The sequence below is a fragment of the Shewanella sp. P1-14-1 genome, from assembly GCF_001401775.1.
GTDB lineage: Bacteria > Pseudomonadota > Gammaproteobacteria > Enterobacterales > Shewanellaceae > Shewanella > Shewanella japonica.
In genome coordinates, this window is record NZ_LKTL01000032.1 from 1 (window position 1) to 18548 (window position 18548).

Here is an 18548-nt window from a genome sequence, read left to right on the forward strand (position 1 = left end):
GCTGGGAGAGCACCTCCCTTACAAGGAGGGGGTCACTGGTTCGAGCCCAGTATCGACCACCATTCTTTTTGTAAAGAATTAAAACATTATGAAATCCCAGGTCGATTAGCTCAGCTGGGAGAGCACCTCCCTTACAAGGAGGGGGTCACTGGTTCGAGCCCAGTATCGACCACCATTTCTTCTGCTTTACCTCATTAAATTCTCAAGTTTGATCTAAACACCAACAGTTCATTGTTTTCTGTTTGATGTTCTATTCAATTTAATTGTGTTCACACTTTTTGTTTTCAAAGCCTATTACTCGTTTTTTGCAAAGCATGTGCAAATCTTAATAAACCAGAGTATTTAACGAGAAAGCTAGTCTATATCCACTCTGCATATTGTTGAGCCATAAAAAGCCGCTCAGTGATTACATTGAACGGCTTTGTACTTTATAAACTCAATTTAAGCTTAATCGATCCCTAAGAACCCACCTGTTTGATGTGCCCAAAGCTGTGCGTAGATCCCACCCGATTTAATTAATTCTTGATGCGTACCTTGCTCAACTATTTTGCCTTTGTCTAATACGATCAATCTGTCCATTGCAGCGATAGTTGATAAGCGATGAGCAATAGCAATTACCGTTTTACCTTGCATCAACTCATACAAACTTTCTTGAATCGCAGCTTCAACCTCTGAATCTAATGCCGATGTCGCTTCATCAAGTAAAAGGATCGGCGCATTTTTAAGTAGAACACGGGCTATAGCGATACGTTGACGCTGACCACCAGACAATTTCACACCACGCTCACCCACTTGTGCATCTAAGCCGGTATTACCAAATGGATCTGATAAATCCTTAATAAAGTCAGTAGCCTGTGCTTGCGAAATCGCAGCTTCTAGCTGTGCTTCAGTTGCAGTTGGATCGCCGTAGAGTATATTTTCCCTAATCGAACGATGGAGTAAAGAGGTGTCTTGAGTGACCATCCCTATCATTGAACGTAATGAGTCTTGGGTAACATCAGTAATTTTTTGGTCATCGATGGCAACATGGCCTTTTTCGACATCATGAAATCGCATGAGTAAGTTAACTAATGTTGACTTACCGGCACCAGAACGGCCAACTAAGCCGACTTTTTCACCCGCTTTGATATTGAGATTTAAATCGTTAATCACCCCAGAGTCTTCACCATAGTTAAAGCTAACATCATTGAAATCAATTTTGCCGTTGTCGACACAAATATCTTTGGCATCAGGCTTATCTTCAATTTCAATAGGCTTAGATAAGGTGTTCATTCCGTCAGTGACAGTACCGATGTTTTCAAAAAGTGAGCTGATTTCCCACATGATCCACTGTGACATCCCGTTTAAACGTAATGCTAAACTTACCGCAATAGCGATAGCACCAACGGTAATAGCATCATCAGCCCAAAGCCAAATTGAAACAGCAGCAATGGTAAACGCCAGTAAGTAATTAATCCCTTGCACAAGCACATTAATAATCGTGACAAGGCGCATTTGACCATAAACGGTGTGCAAAAAGCCCATCATACTGTCTTGAGCATAATCGGCTTCTTGTTTCGTATGAGAGAATAATTTTACAGTCGAAATGTTGGTATAGCTGTCAACAATACGGCCAGTCATTGTCGAGCGAGCATCAGCTTGCTTGGCTGAAATTGCTTTTAATTTTGGTACTAACTTCCATTGGATGGCGATGTAAGCAAATAACCATACAAGCATAGGCAGCATTAAACGGACATCAGCACTGGCTATCATAACCAGCATAGAGGTGAAATAAATCAAGATGTACATCAATACATCAAGTAATTTCATCACTGTTTCACGAACTGCGAGAGAAGTTTGCATGACTTTAGTGGCAATACGACCTGCAAAGTCATCTTGGTAAAATGAAATACTTTGCTTAAGCAGATATCGATGTGCTTGCCAGCGTATTGCCATCGGATAATTGCCTAATAAAGTTTGATGCACGATAGAGGCGTGTAACCATACGAGTAGCGGGATCACTACCAGCACAATGATAGACATGCCAATTAACGTGTTACCTTCATCTTGCCATAGGGTTTCAGGGTTTTTAGTGACTAACCAGTCGACTAACTTACCCATAAACCCGAATAGTGAGACTTCTAAAATGGCGAGTGTGGCAGTCAACATCGACATAATAATCAGGTGTTTTTCAAACCCTCGGGTGTAATGGCGACAAAACGCGTACACGCCTTTAGGTGCTTTGGTGGGCTCTTCTTGAGGCAAAGGGTTCGTTAAAGATTCAAAAAATTTAAACATCAACAACTCGAATGAATATTAGTTATTGCTAGGATACCGTAACTTATGATGCAAGTGTTGAATAGATTGTGACAATCCTTGTGCGAAGTTAATCAGCATTCAGTTCCGTTTTCCGCTAGTTGTGAAGGTAAACATTGGGTAAAGTGACGTTATCTTTATCACTGACTTATCGATATATGATGACTAGTACACACAACCTGCCACATCCAGATAACGAGCTCGAACCGGTTCTAGAACCTTCAACTGCATGTTATTTGCCGAATGATGTTTGCAGACAGGCGAGGTTAAGTCGTGACGCACGCTTTGATGGTCGCTTTTTCATTGGCGTAAAAACGACAGGAATTTATTGCCGTTCGATTTGTCCTGCTTCTCCTCCTAAAGAGCAAAATGTGGTGTATTTCGATTCGGCGATAAAGGCTTCTCAAGCTGGGCTGAGGCCTTGTTTACGCTGCCGACCTGACAGTGCTCCAGAATCTAATGCATGGCAGGGTACAAGCACTAGTTTGCAGCGAGCTATTTCGTTAATCGAAGGTGGCAGCCTTTCTGGTGAGAATGCGCAGTCTTTAACGGAATTATCAGCAAGATTAGGGATAAGCTCCCGTTATTTGTCACGTTTATTTAATCAACAACTCGGGACTTCACCTAAAAAATATGCCTTATACAGGCAATTGATGTTTGCGAAACAATTACTACATCAAACCAGTTTATCGATAACGGACGTCGCAATGGCGGCAGGTTTCAACAGCATAAGACGCTTTAATGAGGTGTTTAAATCTCAACTACTACTGACGCCAACACAGCTGCGCAAAACTCAAAAAGTAAACAAGTCTGCTGAAACTAACTCGCAAGGTATTAAGTTATTGTTGGATTATCGGCCACCGTATTCATGGCAGGATATTTGGTCGTTTTATCAATTGCGTGCAGTAGATAGTATGGAGTGGCTGAATGAAACAACTTATGCTTATGGGAGAAGTTTTGCTTTTTCATTCAATGAGCAAACAGTGACAGGTGTCTATGAAGTTGTTCCTGTCAAAGGCAAGAATCAATTAGCGTTAACAGTTGAATTTGAACAGACTGAACATATCCGGTATTTACATCAAACCGTGCGATTTATCAGGCAGCGACTAGATTTAGACGCGGATATGGACGTGATTGAACAATCATTTGAGCCGCTGCAGAACTTAGGGATGAAGGTGAAACAAGGCTTGAGAATTCCAGGTACTGCTTCAGTATTTGAGGCGGGGTGTCGCGCGGTACTTGGGCAGCAAGTTAGTGTGATTCAAGCCAGTAAACTTCTCAATATACTCGTTAAAAATTATGGTGCCGTTAAGCGAGTTGGAGGTAGGGAAGTGCAGTTTTTTCCTACCGCTGAGTCCATCGCTGCAGCGAGTTTAGATGAATTTAAAATGCCTGAATCTCGAAAACGTGCGCTAAATGGCCTTGGTGACTTTGTTGCTAAAAATCCATTTGCTTGCCCTAGTAAATGGATAGATATAAAAGGCATAGGTCCTTGGACTATTGCTTATGCTCAAATGCGAGGAGAGAGTAACCCTGATGTGTTTCTGGGCGGAGACTTAGTGATTAAAAATCGAATTAAAGCCCTCTTGCTTGCCTTAAATGACTTGCCTGATAACAAGCCGTTTGCGATAGCAAATAAGGCTGAGTTTACCCCTAAGTTGTATCAAAGATTCGTTAACAACCTCGCTAAGCAAGTTAGCCCATGGGGCAGTTATCTCACGTTTCAATTGTGGAGCCAAAATGAAAATTAATATGTTACCCCCCTTGCATCAATCTATTTTTAAAAGTCCTGTTGGCGATTTAAAGCTACAAGCTTCAGTGGCAGGTTTAACGCATTTGCAAGTGATTGGTAAAGACTCACCTGCCGCAAATTATTCATTATCCTCTGAAATAAAAGCAGCGACTGGCGCAGACATTAGCCAAGCTAAACAATGGATTGAACAAGCTATTCACGAGCTCGAAGAGTATTTTTCAGGCCAAAGAGTTCACTTTGATGTGCCACTTGCTGCCAAGGGGACAGAGTTTCAACAACAGGTTTGGCAAGCGCTAGTTGATTTACCATTTGGCAAAGTCTGCAGTTATGGTGATATTGCCAATAAAATTGAGCGCCCTAGAGCGGTGCGTGCTGTTGGCGCTGCAAATGGGGCAAACCCAATAGCTATTATCGTGCCCTGTCATCGAGTTATCGGTAAGAATGGTACCTTAACTGGTTATGCTTATGGACTTGAGATGAAGCAATTTTTATTAAATCTTGAAAGTCGTTAGCTCTCAATTAGGGCTAAACTATTGGTATTCAGTCAAACTTTTCGAATGATGAACTGGTGGCCGTTTAACCGCTTAATTGACCACCGATGATACTGGTACACTGTTATCGCTCAAGACTGTTTGCATATGAGTTTAAATTGGGTGTTTGGCTTTTTGATGGGAAATACCTTTCTCTAATACCGATTAAGGTTATTAATTACTCATAGGTTGCGCAATATCGCTAACTTAACCGGCTCAAATAAGCTAAAATAAACCTTACTGTTTTATTCGATTTATATTTATATTTGAGCACCCTAATTTAATGACATCAGCTAATCATTCTCCTGAAGCTTCACACAACAGTGCAGCCAACTTTGCCGAACTTGGCCTAATTGCACCCATTACCAATCGTCTAAAGGAAATGGAATATAAAACGCCAACACCGATCCAGGCGCAAGCTATTCCAAGTGTGATTGCAGGAAAAGATTTATTAGCGGGTGCCAACACTGGCTCAGGTAAAACGGCCACATTTGTATTACCCATTCTGCAAAAAATTCATCAAGCACAACAAACGGCGAAAAAAGACAAAGGCAACTTTGTTTCTGCATTAGTACTAGTTCCTACTCGTGAGCTTGCTAAGCAAGTCGCTGATAGCGTTAAATCTTATGCTGTGTATTTTAATGGTGCTATTAAATCAACCGCAGTTTTTGGTGGCGTATCAGCCAATACTCAAATGCTGTCATTGCGTGGCGGCACTGATGTATTAGTTGCAACACCTGGGCGATTGCTAGATTTGATTTCTAGTAATGCTATCAAGCTCGATAAAGTTGATACCTTAGTGCTTGATGAAGCAGATAGAATGCTGAGTCTAGGCTTTACTGAAGAGTTAGCCGCTCTGTTAGCCTTAATGCCTCATAAAAAACAAACGTTATTGTTTTCGGCAACGTTCCCTGAAGAAGTGCGCACCCTTACAGATAGCTTGCTCACCACGCCAGTAGAAATTCAATTACAAAGCGCCGACGCAAGCACGTTAGTTCAGCGTGTTTTTGCCGTAAACCGTGAAAAGAAAACCGCATTACTGGCCGAATTGATTAAACAAAATCAATGGCGCCAAGCACTGATTTTCGTTAATGCTAAAAACAGTTGTAAACACTTAGCTGAAAAACTCTCTAAGCGGGGGATTACTGCAGAAGTGTTCCACGGGGATAAAGGCCAAGGTGCACGTAATCGAGTTCTTGATGGGTTTAAAGCGGGCGATATTGAAGTGTTAATTGCTACCGATATTGCCGCTCGTGGACTCGATATCGAAAAACTTCCAGTGGTCATTAATTTTGATTTACCTCGAAGCCCTGCTGATTACATGCATCGCATTGGCCGAAGTGGTCGTGCTGGTGAAGTCGGCTTGGCCATTTCGTTAATTGCACACGCTGACTTCCATCACTTTAGTGTGATTGAAAAGAAAAACAAAATTCGTTTAGAACGTGAAACCTTTGTTGGATTTGAACCTGACGAAGAGGCGCCTGAAGATGAAGACGTTACTAAGCCTATGGCAAAACCTGCAGGAACAGGCAAAAAGAAGAAAAAAAACAAAGCACCAGTGAATGTTGATATTTGGCATTCAGCTGCAAAAGATAAACAATAATACTGGCGACTTAATGGGCAGAATGCGTGATGCATCTGTTCAATGAGGCTGTCAGGGTTTTACATCCTACCTATGTAATAAGAGCAACCATTAAATATGAAGCAGTTATTTTGGTTAGTTGACGGCGTGATTGCCGGTCGTAGTGGCCCTAATAAGGATGAATGGGATTTAGCAGAATTAAAAGCCGCCGGAGTGGGCGCAGTTTTATCGGTCAATAACGGGGATAATGTTGATACTGATGAGATTGAGAAACAAGGTTTACGCTATTTGTGCACTCCTTTTTCACGCAACATCCCTCCACAAGAGGGAGATGTGGCTATTTGTGTTAGCCAAGCGAGAAAAGCGCTAGCGTTTATCAGGCAATGTGAAGCTGACAATGTCGCCGTGATGATCCATTGTCGCTCAGGTAAAGACAGAACTGGGATAATGATGGCATATTATTTAATGGATAATGGCGCAGCGCCAGTTCATGCCGTCAGCCAAGTTCGCAGTGTTCGTGATATTGCATTTAGCGCTGAAGGCTGGGACCAACTGGTGTTTGATGTGCTATACGCGCTGCAAGATTAAATTAAGTGAGGGCTAGTTGACGTTAATATAGCTCTCAACAATAAACTGCTGTTATTCGAAGTGTTATAAATCGAATATAAAATAATCGAGAAAGGGAAACTTGATGCTTAAAAATAAATACATATTACTGCTTTGCTATGTGTTTGCTTTTATTGTGTCCGGCTGTGCCTCCAAGGTCGATTTTGCCCCACTTGAAAAGCAGTATAAGTTTAACCCGCCTACCGATACATCCCTCGCTAACTATATAAACTCTCAGAAAAAGCCAAACTTAACAGGCATAAAAGCTTTATCAGATGGTATTGATGCCTTTATCGCCAGGCTGGCGATGATAGATAGCGCGCAAAAGAGTATTGATCTGCAATATTACATTTATCGAAATGATGAAACAGGGAAAATACTTACCTTGTTTTTATATAATGCAGCTGAGCGTGGAGTTCGAGTTCGTATCCTTCTTGATGATCTGACGACTGCTAACCATGACGATGGGTTATTGGCTGTTGCAAATCACCCTAATATTTCTATCAGGTTATTTAATCCCTCATACGAACGTCAGTATCGTGGTTTAGCATTCTTAAGTGATTTTGGCCGCATGAACCATCGAATGCATAACAAATCATTGACCATTGATAACCTCGTAACCATTGTTGGTGGTCGAAATATTGGTGGTGAATACTTTTCCGCCAATGAAAATGTTGAGTTTGGTGACTTAGATGTGCTGGCTGTAGGCGAAGCTGTTGATGAAGTCTCAAATCAGTTCGATATTTATTGGAACTCTGAACAGGTACAAAGCATTCAGCAGCTTGCTGATGCAAATGAGCTTAATTCTGATCTTGAGATGCTAAAGGTAAAGGCTGCAGAGTTTGAAGCCACATTAACCCAAGGTGAGTACGTCAAACGCCTTGAAAACAGTAGCTTGATTGAGAGGCTTAAAAATAAAACGTTAGATTGGTATTGGGGAGAAGCTCATGTGGTGTTCGATCCGCCAAATAAGCTTGAACAAGGCCGTGAAGATGGCATTTTACTTGATGATTTAGCTTTCTTTTTTAATCAAACTCAGCATAAGTTGTTAATAGTATCGCCTTACTTTGTTCCTGGTGATGAAGCCACAAATGGACTAATTAGTGCGGTCAAAGAAGGTAAAAAAATTACCATTGTCACCAATAGCCTTGCCGCGACCGATGTCCTTGCTGTTCATGCTGGTTATCAACAATATCGTCAAAAATTAGTAGAAGGTGGCGTTAAAATTTATGAAGTTCGAGGCGATGCAACTGAGAAAAAATCGAGCTGGAAAGGGAGCAGTAAAACCAGCTTACATGCTAAAACCTTTGTCATAGATGAAGAGATAATTTTTGTCGGTTCGTTTAATTTCGACCCTCGTTCGGCCTTAATTAATACAGAAATGGGCTTAGTTATCGAGAACGCGCAATTCGCTCAAGATATATTAAATGGGATAGCCATTACTGCAGATGAAAAAGCTTACGAACTCAGTATTGAAGAAGGTGACTTAGTCTGGCTTGATAACCTCAATGATAAAGTGATTTATGCTGAGCCTGGTGCGGGTTTTTGGCGTAAGTTTATGGCAGATTTTTTATCATTGTTGCCAATAGAGTCACAACTTTAACTTTTCTCAATCATTAATCTAAGCTGTGATTTGCTATGCCATTTAGGTTGTGATTAACTCAATTCGACATGGTGCTGAGTGTTACTGTTTTTAGCAGAATACTTGTTCATGAGCACCCGTTTTTGTATCAGCTACCTGCGAATGATTATGTTAGTGTTGCTGTAAACTTAGCACAGTTGTTATTGGATGGTTTATGAAGAGCAAAGCAGGCCAGTCACAAGGGTTACTCCTTTTTCATTTAACCCAAATGCAGCAGTTTGCCCTCGGTACTTTAAAAATTCGTGAAATAGTGCCTTTTAGCGCGTTATCGAAAATCCCTCAGTCTCATCCTTATATTCTTGGCACATTAACTGTGCGTGGTAAAACCATTGCCATTATTGATATGGCAGGTGCAATTGGATTTAAACCGATCGCTAAATCAGAACAAGAAAAGTGTTATGTGATTATTACTGATTGTCAGCGTATGGTGATTGGTTTTCTGGTTCGTGGCATTGATAAGATCATTGAATGTAATTGGCGTGATATTGAAGCACCAGCGGCTAATTTAGGTCATTCCGCTTTTTTAACTGGGGTAACTCGAGTGGATGATAAGCTAGTGCAGTTGCTGGATGTTGAGTTGCTTATGGCAAAACTATTCCCACAAGATCCAGCAACAAGTCGCGCAATGCTCACCGATGTTCAGCGTGAGCGATTAAAGCCAATGCGGATTTTGCTTGTCGATGACTCAAAAGTCGCTAGAAAGCAATTATCTGATGCCCTTGATTCAATCAACATTGCTTATGACGTTACCGCTGATGGTCATGATGCATTGACCATTATGCAAGAAGCGGCCAACCAACAAAAACCAATTAATATCTTAGTTAGTGACATTGAAATGCCGGGGCTTGATGGATACGAGTTGGCATTTGAAGTTAAAAACAATCCTGATTTGGCTGATGCCTATATCATTTTACACACGTCATTATCGAGTGAGATAAGTGTGAGTCAGGCACATCAAGTTGGCGCCAACGAAGCCTTAACCAAATTTGATGCCCATGAATTAATTGAAGCCATGCTACGAGGGGCGAAATAACAATTTTTAAATGATTTAACCCACTGCATCATAATTAGTCACATGTTGGCTAAATGTGGTTTGTTTGGTAATAGCGAGTAATATTAGCGCATCATTTCTTCTCTAGACTAGACTTTAGCCAATTCATCCGATATATACCTATCAGAGCTTATTAAAAGCCGCACAAATATTAGAGCTTACTAAAAGCCATAAATATAATAATCATAGGTCAAGCAATGAATCAAAATCCATCTCTGTTAGCGCGGGTCGCTAGCGGTAGCTTAGTGCTACAAATTCTCGCCGGTATTATTCTGGGTGTTATTTTAGCTACTTTCTCAACTTCAGCAGCCACACAAGTTTCTTTTTTAGGAAGTTTGTTTGTTGAAGCACTGAAAGCGGTTGCACCTATTTTAGTCTTTATTCTCGTTGCTTCATCGATAGCAAATCAAAAGAAAAATACCCAAACTAATATGCGCCCTATTATTGGCTTATATTTAGTCGGTACTTTAGCGGCGGCATTAACGGCTGTGGCATTTAGTTTTGCATTTCCAACAACGTTACTGTTGGCTGGCGGTGTTGAAGGTTCTAACCCGCCACAAGGCATTGCCGAAGTATTAAATACATTGTTATTTAAAATTGTTGATAATCCAGTCAATGCATTATTAACAGGCAACTACATTGGTATTTTGGCATGGGCAGTGGGTCTGGGGATCACGTTACATCATGCTAGTGAATCAACTAAAAAAGTCGTGTCGGATTTAAGTGACGGTGTGACTAAGATTGTTCGCTTTGTTATTCGTTTCGCCCCAATTGGTATTTTTGGTTTAGTCTCAGGCACTATCGCAGAAACGGGATTTGATGCATTAGCAGGTTACGCACAGTTATTAGCCGTACTCGTTGGCGCGATGTTGTTTATTGCATTAGTTGTTAACCCAATTATTGTGTACCTGAAAATTCGCCGTAATCCTTACCCATTAGTATTAAAGTGTTTACGCGAAAGTGGTGTGACGGCATTCTTTACTCGTTCAAGTGCGGCAAACATTCCTGTCAACATGGCCTTATGTGAAGAGTTAAAGCTTCATAAAGACACTTATTCAGTATCAATTCCGTTAGGTGCAACCATTAACATGGGCGGTGCGGCAATCACGATTACAGTGCTGACGTTAGCTGCTGCAAATACCTTAGGTATTCAAGTAGACTTTCTAACTGCTGTGTTATTGAGTGTAGTCGCGGCAGTTTCTGCATGTGGCGCTTCAGGTGTTGCAGGTGGTTCATTGTTACTGATCCCATTAGCATGTGGTTTATTCGGTATCTCGAACGACGTTGCAATGCAAGTGGTTGCAGTGGGCTTCATTATTGGTGTGGTTCAAGACTCAGCTGAAACCGCGCTTAATAGTTCTACTGACGTGGTATTCACTGCTGCGGCATGTGAAGCTGCTGAAGCAAAAGAAAACAGCTAAAGCTTATTGTAAGCATTAAAAAACCGCTCGTATGAGCGGTTTTTTTTTGAGTTTACAGTTTTTCTACAGCTTAGTTAGTACATCTAAGAATATACTTAGTCGCTAAAAGGGTGCTTACTGAAAAAGGTGCGCTGCTTTTGGGTATATGGATGAGTTATAGTTAGCATTTGCGCATGTAAACTTAACCTATCCCTTAGTGCGATAGTCTGTTCATCGGCATAAAACGCATCACCAAGGATCACGTGGTTGAGTGCAAGCATATGAACACGCAGCTGGTGTGTTCTGCCCGTTTCCGGTATTAATTTAACTAGGGTATGTTCTGGATGCCTTTCAATGACTTCGTAATGGGTAATTGCGGCCTTGCCAGTTTCTGAAACAACCTGAAATGGCGGATTACTTTTGTCTGCAGCTAATGCTAAATCGACCGTACCTGAATCATTTTCAATTCGTCCTTTCACCTCAGCGATGTAGACCTTCTTGGTTTTACGGTCTTGGAATTGGGTTTTTAAATGAGATTCAGCTTTTTTATTACGTGCAAACACCATAATGCCTGAAGTATCGCAGTCTAAGCGGTGTACTAAAATAGCCTCGGGGAACAGCTTTTGAACACGTGTGATAGCACAATCGTGGGTTGCTAGTGCTTTACCCGGATTAGCAAGTAACCCAGCAGGCTTATTAATCACAATGATATCGCGGTCTTTGTAGCGAATATCAAGCCAAGGGATACTAGGAGGTTGGTAATCAAAAATTTGCATTAAGTGGCATCGGTTTACAAGAATAATCGGCTATTTTAGCAAACTTTTAGCTGTGCAGTAACGCTTAAACACACAGCATGTGGGTAATAATTGCAACTTAGAGGTGAGGTGAGTATTTATGGCAGGTATTGTTCTGGTGTTTTTCGGCTGTAAATACGGCTGTATGCCATTAACTGCGGGTAGAAGGTTCTAAATGCGATTTCAATATCAACATACAACTTATCGACATCTTTAATGGCCGTTTTAAAGAGTTCTGGCTTTGATATACGTCGGCTAACCCCTTCGATGGCTTTATTCATCCCTTGTTTAGTTTTATAGGCGGATAACCAGTCTTGTTCGATAATGCTAGGAGCAATAAGTTGCAGCTTTTCAGGCAGCTCTTCTGTGGTGTCTAAACTGTGATATGCCTTCTTAGTAAAATCGGCAAGTGAGTCTTGATGGTATTCTTCCCAATAAAAAGCCAAGTAATGATCAAATGCTAAATCGATAAGGATGGGAGCAACTCTTTTAGAGGATTTAGGGAACAATTTAATTAAATCCACAATTATTTCATGGCTATCGGTAATTTTATCAATTTGTCTATGTAGCCAAATTCCTTGCTGAAGATGTTTTGGGAAGTGTTTTATATCGCCTTTTGCAAAGTCACCAGCGAGATTGGCTGCCAAATGAGTATCACTAATATCGGCTAGATGTAGGTGTGCAAGAAAGTTCATATTTTGTACTTTTAATTTTTGAGTTTTTCAGTATGATGCTAAACCACGCAGACAGAAATTAACCATCAATTAGCATTTTTTATAAGTCTAGAATCAATCATATAGATTTCTACTCAAATGTCATTGCTATTATTTCTAAGGGACGTTGCGACATAATAAATAATCGGTTTAAGGATCACGGATGATGAAAAACTGGATAATGTCAGTATTGGGACAGCAACCTAATCGTAAACGCACAAAAATCGAAATTGATCTCCGCTTTGAAAAGCAATCCTTTCGCCCTGAACCCCAAGCGCTTGCCGAAGAAAACGATTCAATTAAAACCCATTCCGGTATCCCTGATTTAGACAGTAATGTGAGTCAATTTAAATCACCTAATTCCAAATAACGATTCACTCATAGATAGTAGACTTCATTGTATTAACAGCTTTGGCTGTTACTCGCTTTTCACTCTAGCCGATGATTAATATTCGGGCATCGGATTTACTGTGTAATCTTCAAGCACTATTTATTGCGATAAACTTGATATTAACGGCTGGTAGTCCTAGACTAGCGCCCGTTTTTATTGTCCTTTGAATAGAGTATAGATATGCGCGTTGCTGACTTTTCTTTTGATTTACCTGATGAACTTATTGCTCGTTACCCAATGGCAGAACGTAATGCATCAAGATTACTAACGCTTGATGGAAATAGCGGTGCATTAGAGGATCAGCAATTTACTGACGTATTATCAAAGGTTAATCGTGGCGATTTAATGGTGTTTAATAACACTCGCGTTATTCCTGCACGTTTGTTTGGCCAAAAAGCGTCAGGTGGAAAGTTAGAAATACTTGTCGAAAGAATGTTGGATGATAAGCGTATTTTAGCCCATGTGCGTTGCTCAAAATCCCCAAAAGTTGATTCAATCGTTATCTTAGATGGCGGTTATGAAATGACAATGCTCAAGCGTCATGACGCATTATTCGAACTTGAATTAGACGCTGATAAAACAATCTTAGAAGTGTTAGAAGAAGTGGGCCACATGCCGCTTCCGCCATACATCGACCGCCCTGATGAAGATGCAGACAAAGAGCGCTATCAAACGGTTTATAATCAAACCCCAGGTGCAGTCGCAGCGCCAACAGCAGGCTTGCATTTTGATGATGCCATGCTTGCGGCGTTAAAAGATAAAGGGGTTAACATTGCTTTTGTTACTTTGCATGTCGGTGCTGGCACCTTTCAACCTGTTCGAGTTGATACGATTGACGAGCACGTGATGCATTCTGAGTGGGCTGAAGTCTCGCAAGAAGTTGTCGATTTAATCGCTGAAACCAAAGCTGCGGGTAATCGCGTGATTGCCGTAGGAACCACTTCGGTTCGTTCACTTGAAAGCGCAGCTAAAGCAAGTGGGGAGGCTCCTCTTGCCGCGTTCAGAGGCGATACGGATATCTTCATTTTCCCTGGTTACGAATTTAAAGTGATTGACGCAATGGTGACCAATTTCCATTTGCCCGAGTCGACGTTGATTATGTTAATTAGTGCATTTTCGGGTTTTGACAATGTGATGAATGCCTATCAACACGCGATCGAACAAAAATACCGCTTTTTTAGCTATGGCGATGCCATGTTTTTAACTAAAAAAGCCCCGTAACGTTTGATTTTGATCTAAAATACCCGCCCACAGAGGTGGGTATTTTTTTGGGTTAATTTTAGCTTTAACCTTGAAGTTATCGCTAATGCCCTCATGTCTTATGCAACAACAACGAGTCAGACTGTTTATCTGGCAAGGTGAAATATGAATTTTGAACTTGATACAACAGACGGACGCGCACGTCGCGGTCGTTTAGTTTTTGAACGTGGTACGGTTGAAACCCCAGCATTTATGCCAGTTGGTACTTACGGTACTGTAAAGGGTATGACACCAGAAGAAGTCCGTGCAACGGGTGCTGATATTCTATTGGGCAACACGTTCCATTTGTGGCTACGTCCTGGTGAAGAAATCATGCGTAAGCATGGTGATTTACATGACTTTATGAATTGGCAACGTCCTATTTTAACCGACTCGGGTGGGTTCCAAGTATTCAGTTTGGGTGATATTCGTAAAATCACCGAAGAAGGCGTGCACTTTCGTTCACCAATTAATGGTGAGAAGATTTTTTTAGATCCAGAAAAGTCGATGCAAATTCAAAACTCATTAGGCAGTGATGTTGTGATGATTTTTGATGAATGTACTCCTTACCCTGCAACACATGATGAAGCGCGTAAATCGATGCAAATGTCTTTGCGCTGGGCGCAACGTTCACGTGACGAGTTTAATCGCTTAGAAAATCCTAATTCGCTGTTCGGCATCGTTCAAGGTGGCGTTTACGAAGATTTACGTGATGAAAGCGTTAAAGGGCTAACTGACATTGGCTTTGATGGTTATGCTGTCGGTGGGTTAGCCGTTGGTGAGCCTAAAGAAGATATGCACCGCATCCTTGAGCATGTATGTCCTCAGTTACCACAAGATAAACCTCGTTATTTAATGGGCGTAGGTAAACCTGAAGATTTAGTTGAAGGCGTACGTCGTGGCGTTGATATGTTCGATTGTGTAATGCCTACACGTAATGCCCGTAATGGCCATTTATTTACATCAGAAGGCGTGATTAAAATTCGTAACGCTCGCCATCGTGATGATACATCGCCATTAGATGAAAGCTGTGATTGTTATACTTGTAAGAACTACTCACGTGCTTACCTGTATCACTTAGATCGCTGCAATGAGATTCTAGGTGCTCGTTTAAACACCATTCACAACCTACGTTACTATCAAATTTTGATGGAAGGTTTGCGTGGTGCTATTCAGACGGGTACATTAGACGCCTTCGTGACAGATTTCTACACCAAGTTAGGTCGTGAAGTTCCACCTGTACCAGAGTTAAAAGACTGATTTTTAATTTAGAAAACAAGAAGAGAGTAATATGTTTATTTCAAATGCATACGCAAACGCAGCAGGCACTCCACAAGGTGGCGGCACTATGGAACTGATTTTCATGCTAGTAGTTTTTGGCTTGATCTTCTACTTCATGATTTTCCGTCCTCAGTCTAAGCGTGTTAAAGAGCACAAAAACTTAATGTCAGCATTAAGTAAGGGTGATGAAGTGCTAACAAGCGGCGGCATTTTAGGCAAGATTGCTAAAATCAGTGACGACAGTGATTACGTTTTATTAAGCATTAATGAAACTAGCCAAATCACTATTAAAAAGGATTATGTTGCAGCGGTATTGCCTAAAGGCTCTATCCAGTCGTTGTAAGCCAAGAGGGCTCAGGTGTGTTAAATAAATACCCAATGTGGAAAAACATCATGGTGTTGCTTGTCATCACCATTGGTGGTTTCTATGCAATTCCAAACCTTTTTGGTGAGGACCATGCGGTACAAGTCGTAGCGACTCGTGGCGCGGAAGTCACGGCTTCAACACTATCGTCAGTAAATGGATTACTTGAGAGTAAAGGCATTGCGGTTAAGCGCGCTGAGCTCGAAGACGGGCAATTAATTGTCCGTGTTCAAAATGCTGAACAGCAATTGTTAGCAAGAGAAGCCATTGCTGAAAGTTTAGGTGATAAATATACCGTTGCGTTAAATCTAGCGCCTGCTACTCCAGAGTGGCTTGAAGCTGTTGGCGGAACGCCAATGAAGCTAGGTCTAGATTTACGTGGCGGTGTTCACTTCTTAATGGAAGTGGACATGGGGGAAGCCATCCGCAAGATGGAAGAAGCCAAAATTGCTGACTTTAGAAGTCAATTACGTGAGCAAAAGATTCGTTATGCTGGTGTCAGAAAAACAGCAAAAGGATTGGAAATTAAGTTCCGTGATGCTGATAACTTGGCAAAAGCTGAGCGCTACTTAAAATCATTAAGTAACGACATGGTATTTACCGACAACAGTGTTGGTGAAAACTATATGCTTCACGCAAATATGAGTGATGTATACCTTAAGCAAATTAAGGAAGAAGCTCTTCAGCAAAACATTACGACTATCCGTAACCGTGTTAATGAGCTAGGTGTAGCTGAGCCCGTGGTACAGCGTCAAGGTGCTGAGCGCATCATTGTGCAGCTTCCTGGTGTTCAAGATACTGCTCGTGCAAAAGAAATTCTTGGTGCAACAGCATCGATTGAATTTCGTATGGTTGACGAAAATGCGGATCAAGCAGCAGCTGCAAATGGTCGAGTACCAGCCTCTTCTGAAGTATACCCTCGTCGCTCTGGCGGTATTGCTGTATTGAAAAAAGAAGTCATGTTAACGGGTGATCATATTACCGGTGCACAACCTTCTTTTGATGAATACAGTCGTCCTCAAGTGTCTATTAACTTAGATGCGAAAGGCGGTAATATTTTCTCTAACGTGACCAAAGATAACATTGGCAAGCCAATGGCAACGTTGTTCATTGAATATAAAGATAGCGGGCAACGTAATCCTGACGGCACGGTAAAAATGACTAAGATTGAAGAAGTCATTTCTGTTGCTACGATTCAGGCGCGTCTTGGTCGTAACTTTGTGATTAATGGTCTTGATCATGCCGAAGCACAAAGCCTGGCATTATTGTTACGTGCCGGTGCCTTGATTGCGCCTGTGACGATTGTTGAAGAACGTACAATTGGTCCAAGTCTAGGTGCTGAAAACATCGAAAACGGTAAAATGGCAATGATTTGGGGTATGGCAATCGTACTTATCTTCATGCTGGTTTATTACCGTGCATTTGGTGTTATTGCTAACTTAGCGCTTACTGCTAACTTAGTGATGGTTGTTGGTGTGATGTCAATGATTCCTGGAGCGGTACTAACGCTTCCTGGTATTGCTGGTATGGTACTGACTGTCGGTATGGCGGTTGATGGTAACGTCCTTATTTTCGAACGTATTCGTGAAGAATTACTGGCAGGCCGTAGTGTGCAACAAGCGATTCATGAAGGTTACGGTAACGCATTTTCTACTATTGCTGATGCGAACATTACCACCTTTATGACAGCCTTGATTTTGTTTGCTGTGGGTACGGGTGCTGTAAAAGGTTTCGCTGTAACTCTAATGATTGGTATCGCAACGTCTATGTTTACTTCTATTGTGGGAACTCGCGTAATTGTGAATCTCATGTGGGGTGGTAAACGCGTTAAGAAACTATCTATCTAAGGGAGGAGTTGACCATGTTACAAATATTTTCAGTTACCAAAATGATCGACTTCCTAAAGCATGCGAAAGTCATCAGTATTTTTTCAATGTTTTTGGTTATCGCCTCTTTAACCTCTTTAGGTGTAAAAGGGATTAACTGGGGACTTGATTTTACTGGCGGAACTGTCGTAGAACTTGAGTTTTCGAAACCTGTTGATCTACTTGAACTTCGCGCTCAGTACGAAACTGATGCCGCAAGTGGTGCCGTGGTTCAAAACTTTGGTTCAAGCCGAGATGTGTTAATCCGTTTACCTGTACTTGAGGATCTGAAAAGTGAAGTTCAAGTTGCAGCTGTAATGGATGGCGCACAAACTATCGATGCTGGCGTTATTCAAAAGCGAGTTGAGTTTGTTGGTCCACAAGTGGGTAAAGAGCTTGCAGAGCAGGGTGGCCTTGCGGTTATCGTAGCATTAATCTGTATTCTTATTTATGTATCTTTCCGTTTCGAATGGCGTTTGGCAATGGGCTCTGTAGCCGCACTTGCCCATGACGTTATCGTAACATTAGGTATTTTCTCAATTTTACAACTTGAGTTTGATTTGACAGTTCTAGCTGGCTTATTGACCGTTGTTGGATACTCATTAAACGATACTATTGTTGTTTATGACCGTATCCGTGAGAACTTCCTTAAGATGCGTAAAGGCGGACCAAATGAAGTGGTAAATACGTCTATTACCCAAACAATGAGCCGTACCATTATCACAACAGGTACTACGCTGGTTGTTGTCATCGCCTTGTTCCTAAAGGGCGGTAGTATGATCCACGGATTTGCGACAGCGTTATTATGCGGTATTTTCGTTGGTACATATTCTTCAATCTATGTGGCAAGTTACCTTGCAATTAAACTGGGTATCTGTCGTGAGCACATGATGCCTGTTGAGATTGAAAAAGAAGGTGCTGACCAACCTTCAATGATGCCGTAAACGGTATTAATCTAAAAAAGCCACTCTATTGAGTGGCTTTTTTGTATATAAATTAAGGTTTTTGATGGCTAAAGTGTGTTGCTGTTTGCCATTATGTT

16 protein-coding genes and 1 tRNA gene are annotated in these 18548 nt (G+C 41.4%); 14 read left to right on the forward strand and 3 right to left on the reverse strand.

Translation table 11 applies throughout. The annotated features are described in order from the left end of the window. Positions 1 to 99: 99 nt before the first annotated feature. A tRNA-Val gene (locus tag AN944_RS18705) sits at positions 100 to 175 on the forward strand. Positions 176 to 447: 272 nt separating this feature from the next. On the opposite strand, the gene AN944_RS18710 is transcribed toward AN944_RS18705, so the two are convergent. Then, complete coding sequence (locus AN944_RS18710) at positions 448 to 2277, reverse strand: ABC transporter ATP-binding protein (RefSeq protein ID WP_055026168.1); 1830 nt, start codon at positions 2275 to 2277, stop codon at positions 448 to 450. Positions 2278 to 2456: 179 nt separating this feature from the next. Here AN944_RS18710 and AN944_RS18715 point away from each other — a divergent pair, with 179 nt between their 5' ends. From AN944_RS18715 to sstT, 7 genes are all read left to right on the forward strand, one after another. Continuing rightward, positions 2457 to 4046: a DNA-3-methyladenine glycosylase 2 family protein gene (locus AN944_RS18715; RefSeq protein ID WP_200913384.1), complete on the forward strand. Its 1590-nt coding sequence runs from the start codon at positions 2457 to 2459 to the stop codon at positions 4044 to 4046. Beyond that, positions 4036 to 4560 (forward strand): methylated-DNA--[protein]-cysteine S-methyltransferase, encoded by a 525-nt coding sequence (locus tag AN944_RS18720; protein ID WP_082420059.1) that lies wholly within the window; start codon positions 4036 to 4038, stop codon positions 4558 to 4560. The genes AN944_RS18715 and AN944_RS18720 overlap by 11 nt, the downstream gene beginning before the upstream one ends. Before the next feature lie 301 nt (positions 4561 to 4861). After that, positions 4862 to 6181, forward strand: coding sequence for a DEAD/DEAH box helicase (locus AN944_RS18725; protein ID WP_055026169.1), 1320 nt, complete (start codon positions 4862 to 4864; stop codon positions 6179 to 6181). A gap of 96 nt (positions 6182 to 6277) precedes the next feature. After that, positions 6278 to 6748, forward strand: a complete 471-nt coding sequence (locus tag AN944_RS18730) for a dual specificity protein phosphatase family protein (RefSeq protein WP_055026170.1) — start codon at positions 6278 to 6280, stop codon at positions 6746 to 6748. Between the two features lie 103 nt (positions 6749 to 6851). Next, positions 6852 to 8369: a phospholipase D family protein gene (locus AN944_RS18735; RefSeq protein WP_082420060.1), complete on the forward strand. Its 1518-nt coding sequence runs from the start codon at positions 6852 to 6854 to the stop codon at positions 8367 to 8369. Positions 8370 to 8562: 193 nt separating this feature from the next. Beyond that, positions 8563 to 9441, forward strand: a complete 879-nt coding sequence (locus AN944_RS18740; RefSeq protein ID WP_055026171.1) for a chemotaxis protein CheV — start codon at positions 8563 to 8565, stop codon at positions 9439 to 9441. 215 nt (positions 9442 to 9656) lie between these two features. Next, a complete protein-coding gene (sstT, locus tag AN944_RS18745) occupies positions 9657 to 10880 on the forward strand; it encodes a serine/threonine transporter SstT (protein WP_055026172.1) in 1224 nt (407 codons plus the stop codon). Between the two features lie 95 nt (positions 10881 to 10975). Here the strand turns inward: sstT and AN944_RS18750 are convergent, their stop codons facing one another. Both AN944_RS18750 and AN944_RS18755 read right to left on the reverse strand, forming a co-directional pair. Then, complete coding sequence (locus AN944_RS18750; RefSeq protein ID WP_055026173.1) at positions 10976 to 11635, reverse strand: RluA family pseudouridine synthase; 660 nt, start codon at positions 11633 to 11635, stop codon at positions 10976 to 10978. Positions 11636 to 11751: 116 nt separating this feature from the next. Then, positions 11752 to 12348 (reverse strand): ACP phosphodiesterase, encoded by a 597-nt coding sequence (locus AN944_RS18755; protein WP_055026174.1) that lies wholly within the window; start codon positions 12346 to 12348, stop codon positions 11752 to 11754. A gap of 184 nt (positions 12349 to 12532) precedes the next feature. Between AN944_RS18755 and AN944_RS18760 the strand changes: the two genes are divergently transcribed. The 6 genes from AN944_RS18760 to secF all read left to right on the forward strand — a co-directional run bounded on the left by AN944_RS18760 (position 12533) and on the right by secF (position 18450). Further along, the gene (locus tag AN944_RS18760; RefSeq protein ID WP_144430226.1) at positions 12533 to 12736 is read left to right on the forward strand and encodes a hypothetical protein; all 204 of its coding nucleotides are present in this window, start codon (positions 12533 to 12535) and stop codon (positions 12734 to 12736) included. A gap of 201 nt (positions 12737 to 12937) precedes the next feature. After that, complete coding sequence (queA, locus tag AN944_RS18765) at positions 12938 to 13978, forward strand: tRNA preQ1(34) S-adenosylmethionine ribosyltransferase-isomerase QueA (protein WP_055026176.1); 1041 nt, start codon at positions 12938 to 12940, stop codon at positions 13976 to 13978. Positions 13979 to 14122: 144 nt separating this feature from the next. Next, positions 14123 to 15256 carry a tRNA guanosine(34) transglycosylase Tgt gene (gene tgt / locus AN944_RS18770; protein ID WP_055026177.1) on the forward strand — a complete coding sequence of 378 codons (1134 nt, stop codon included), beginning with the start codon at positions 14123 to 14125 and terminating at the stop codon, positions 15254 to 15256. A gap of 31 nt (positions 15257 to 15287) precedes the next feature. Further along, the gene (gene yajC, locus AN944_RS18775; protein WP_055026178.1) at positions 15288 to 15620 is read left to right on the forward strand and encodes a preprotein translocase subunit YajC; all 333 of its coding nucleotides are present in this window, start codon (positions 15288 to 15290) and stop codon (positions 15618 to 15620) included. 17 nt (positions 15621 to 15637) lie between these two features. Next, positions 15638 to 17488 carry a protein translocase subunit SecD gene (secD, locus tag AN944_RS18780; protein WP_055026179.1) on the forward strand — a complete coding sequence of 617 codons (1851 nt, stop codon included), beginning with the start codon at positions 15638 to 15640 and terminating at the stop codon, positions 17486 to 17488. Between the two features lie 14 nt (positions 17489 to 17502). Further along, positions 17503 to 18450 carry a protein translocase subunit SecF gene (gene secF / locus AN944_RS18785; protein WP_055026180.1) on the forward strand — a complete coding sequence of 316 codons (948 nt, stop codon included), beginning with the start codon at positions 17503 to 17505 and terminating at the stop codon, positions 18448 to 18450. Positions 18451 to 18548: the final 98 nt, after the last annotated feature.

Excerpts from the sequence above, each read along its gene's own strand:
- AN944_RS18720 (WP_082420059.1), top strand. The coding sequence starts at position 4,036 with ATGAAAATTAATATGTTACCCCCCTTGCATCAATCTATTTTTAAAAGT.
- AN944_RS18755 (WP_055026174.1), bottom strand. The coding sequence starts at position 12,348 with ATGAACTTTCTTGCACACCTACATCTAGCCGATATTAGTGATACTCAT.
- yajC (WP_055026178.1), top strand. The coding sequence starts at position 15,288 with ATGTTTATTTCAAATGCATACGCAAACGCAGCAGGCACTCCACAAGGT.
- AN944_RS18735 (WP_082420060.1), top strand. The coding sequence starts at position 6,852 with ATGCTTAAAAATAAATACATATTACTGCTTTGCTATGTGTTTGCTTTT.
- secF (WP_055026180.1), top strand. The coding sequence starts at position 17,503 with ATGTTACAAATATTTTCAGTTACCAAAATGATCGACTTCCTAAAGCAT.
- AN944_RS18730 (WP_055026170.1), top strand. The coding sequence starts at position 6,278 with ATGAAGCAGTTATTTTGGTTAGTTGACGGCGTGATTGCCGGTCGTAGT.
- AN944_RS18710 (WP_055026168.1), bottom strand. The coding sequence starts at position 2,277 with ATGTTTAAATTTTTTGAATCTTTAACGAACCCTTTGCCTCAAGAAGAG.
- sstT (WP_055026172.1), top strand. The coding sequence starts at position 9,657 with ATGAATCAAAATCCATCTCTGTTAGCGCGGGTCGCTAGCGGTAGCTTA.
- AN944_RS18725 (WP_055026169.1), top strand. The coding sequence starts at position 4,862 with ATGACATCAGCTAATCATTCTCCTGAAGCTTCACACAACAGTGCAGCC.
- AN944_RS18715 (WP_200913384.1), top strand. The coding sequence starts at position 2,457 with ATGACTAGTACACACAACCTGCCACATCCAGATAACGAGCTCGAACCG.
- queA (WP_055026176.1), top strand. The coding sequence starts at position 12,938 with ATGCGCGTTGCTGACTTTTCTTTTGATTTACCTGATGAACTTATTGCT.
- AN944_RS18750 (WP_055026173.1), bottom strand. The coding sequence starts at position 11,635 with ATGCAAATTTTTGATTACCAACCTCCTAGTATCCCTTGGCTTGATATT.
- tgt (WP_055026177.1), top strand. The coding sequence starts at position 14,123 with ATGAATTTTGAACTTGATACAACAGACGGACGCGCACGTCGCGGTCGT.
- AN944_RS18740 (WP_055026171.1), top strand. The coding sequence starts at position 8,563 with ATGAAGAGCAAAGCAGGCCAGTCACAAGGGTTACTCCTTTTTCATTTA.
- AN944_RS18760 (WP_144430226.1), top strand. The coding sequence starts at position 12,533 with ATGAAAAACTGGATAATGTCAGTATTGGGACAGCAACCTAATCGTAAA.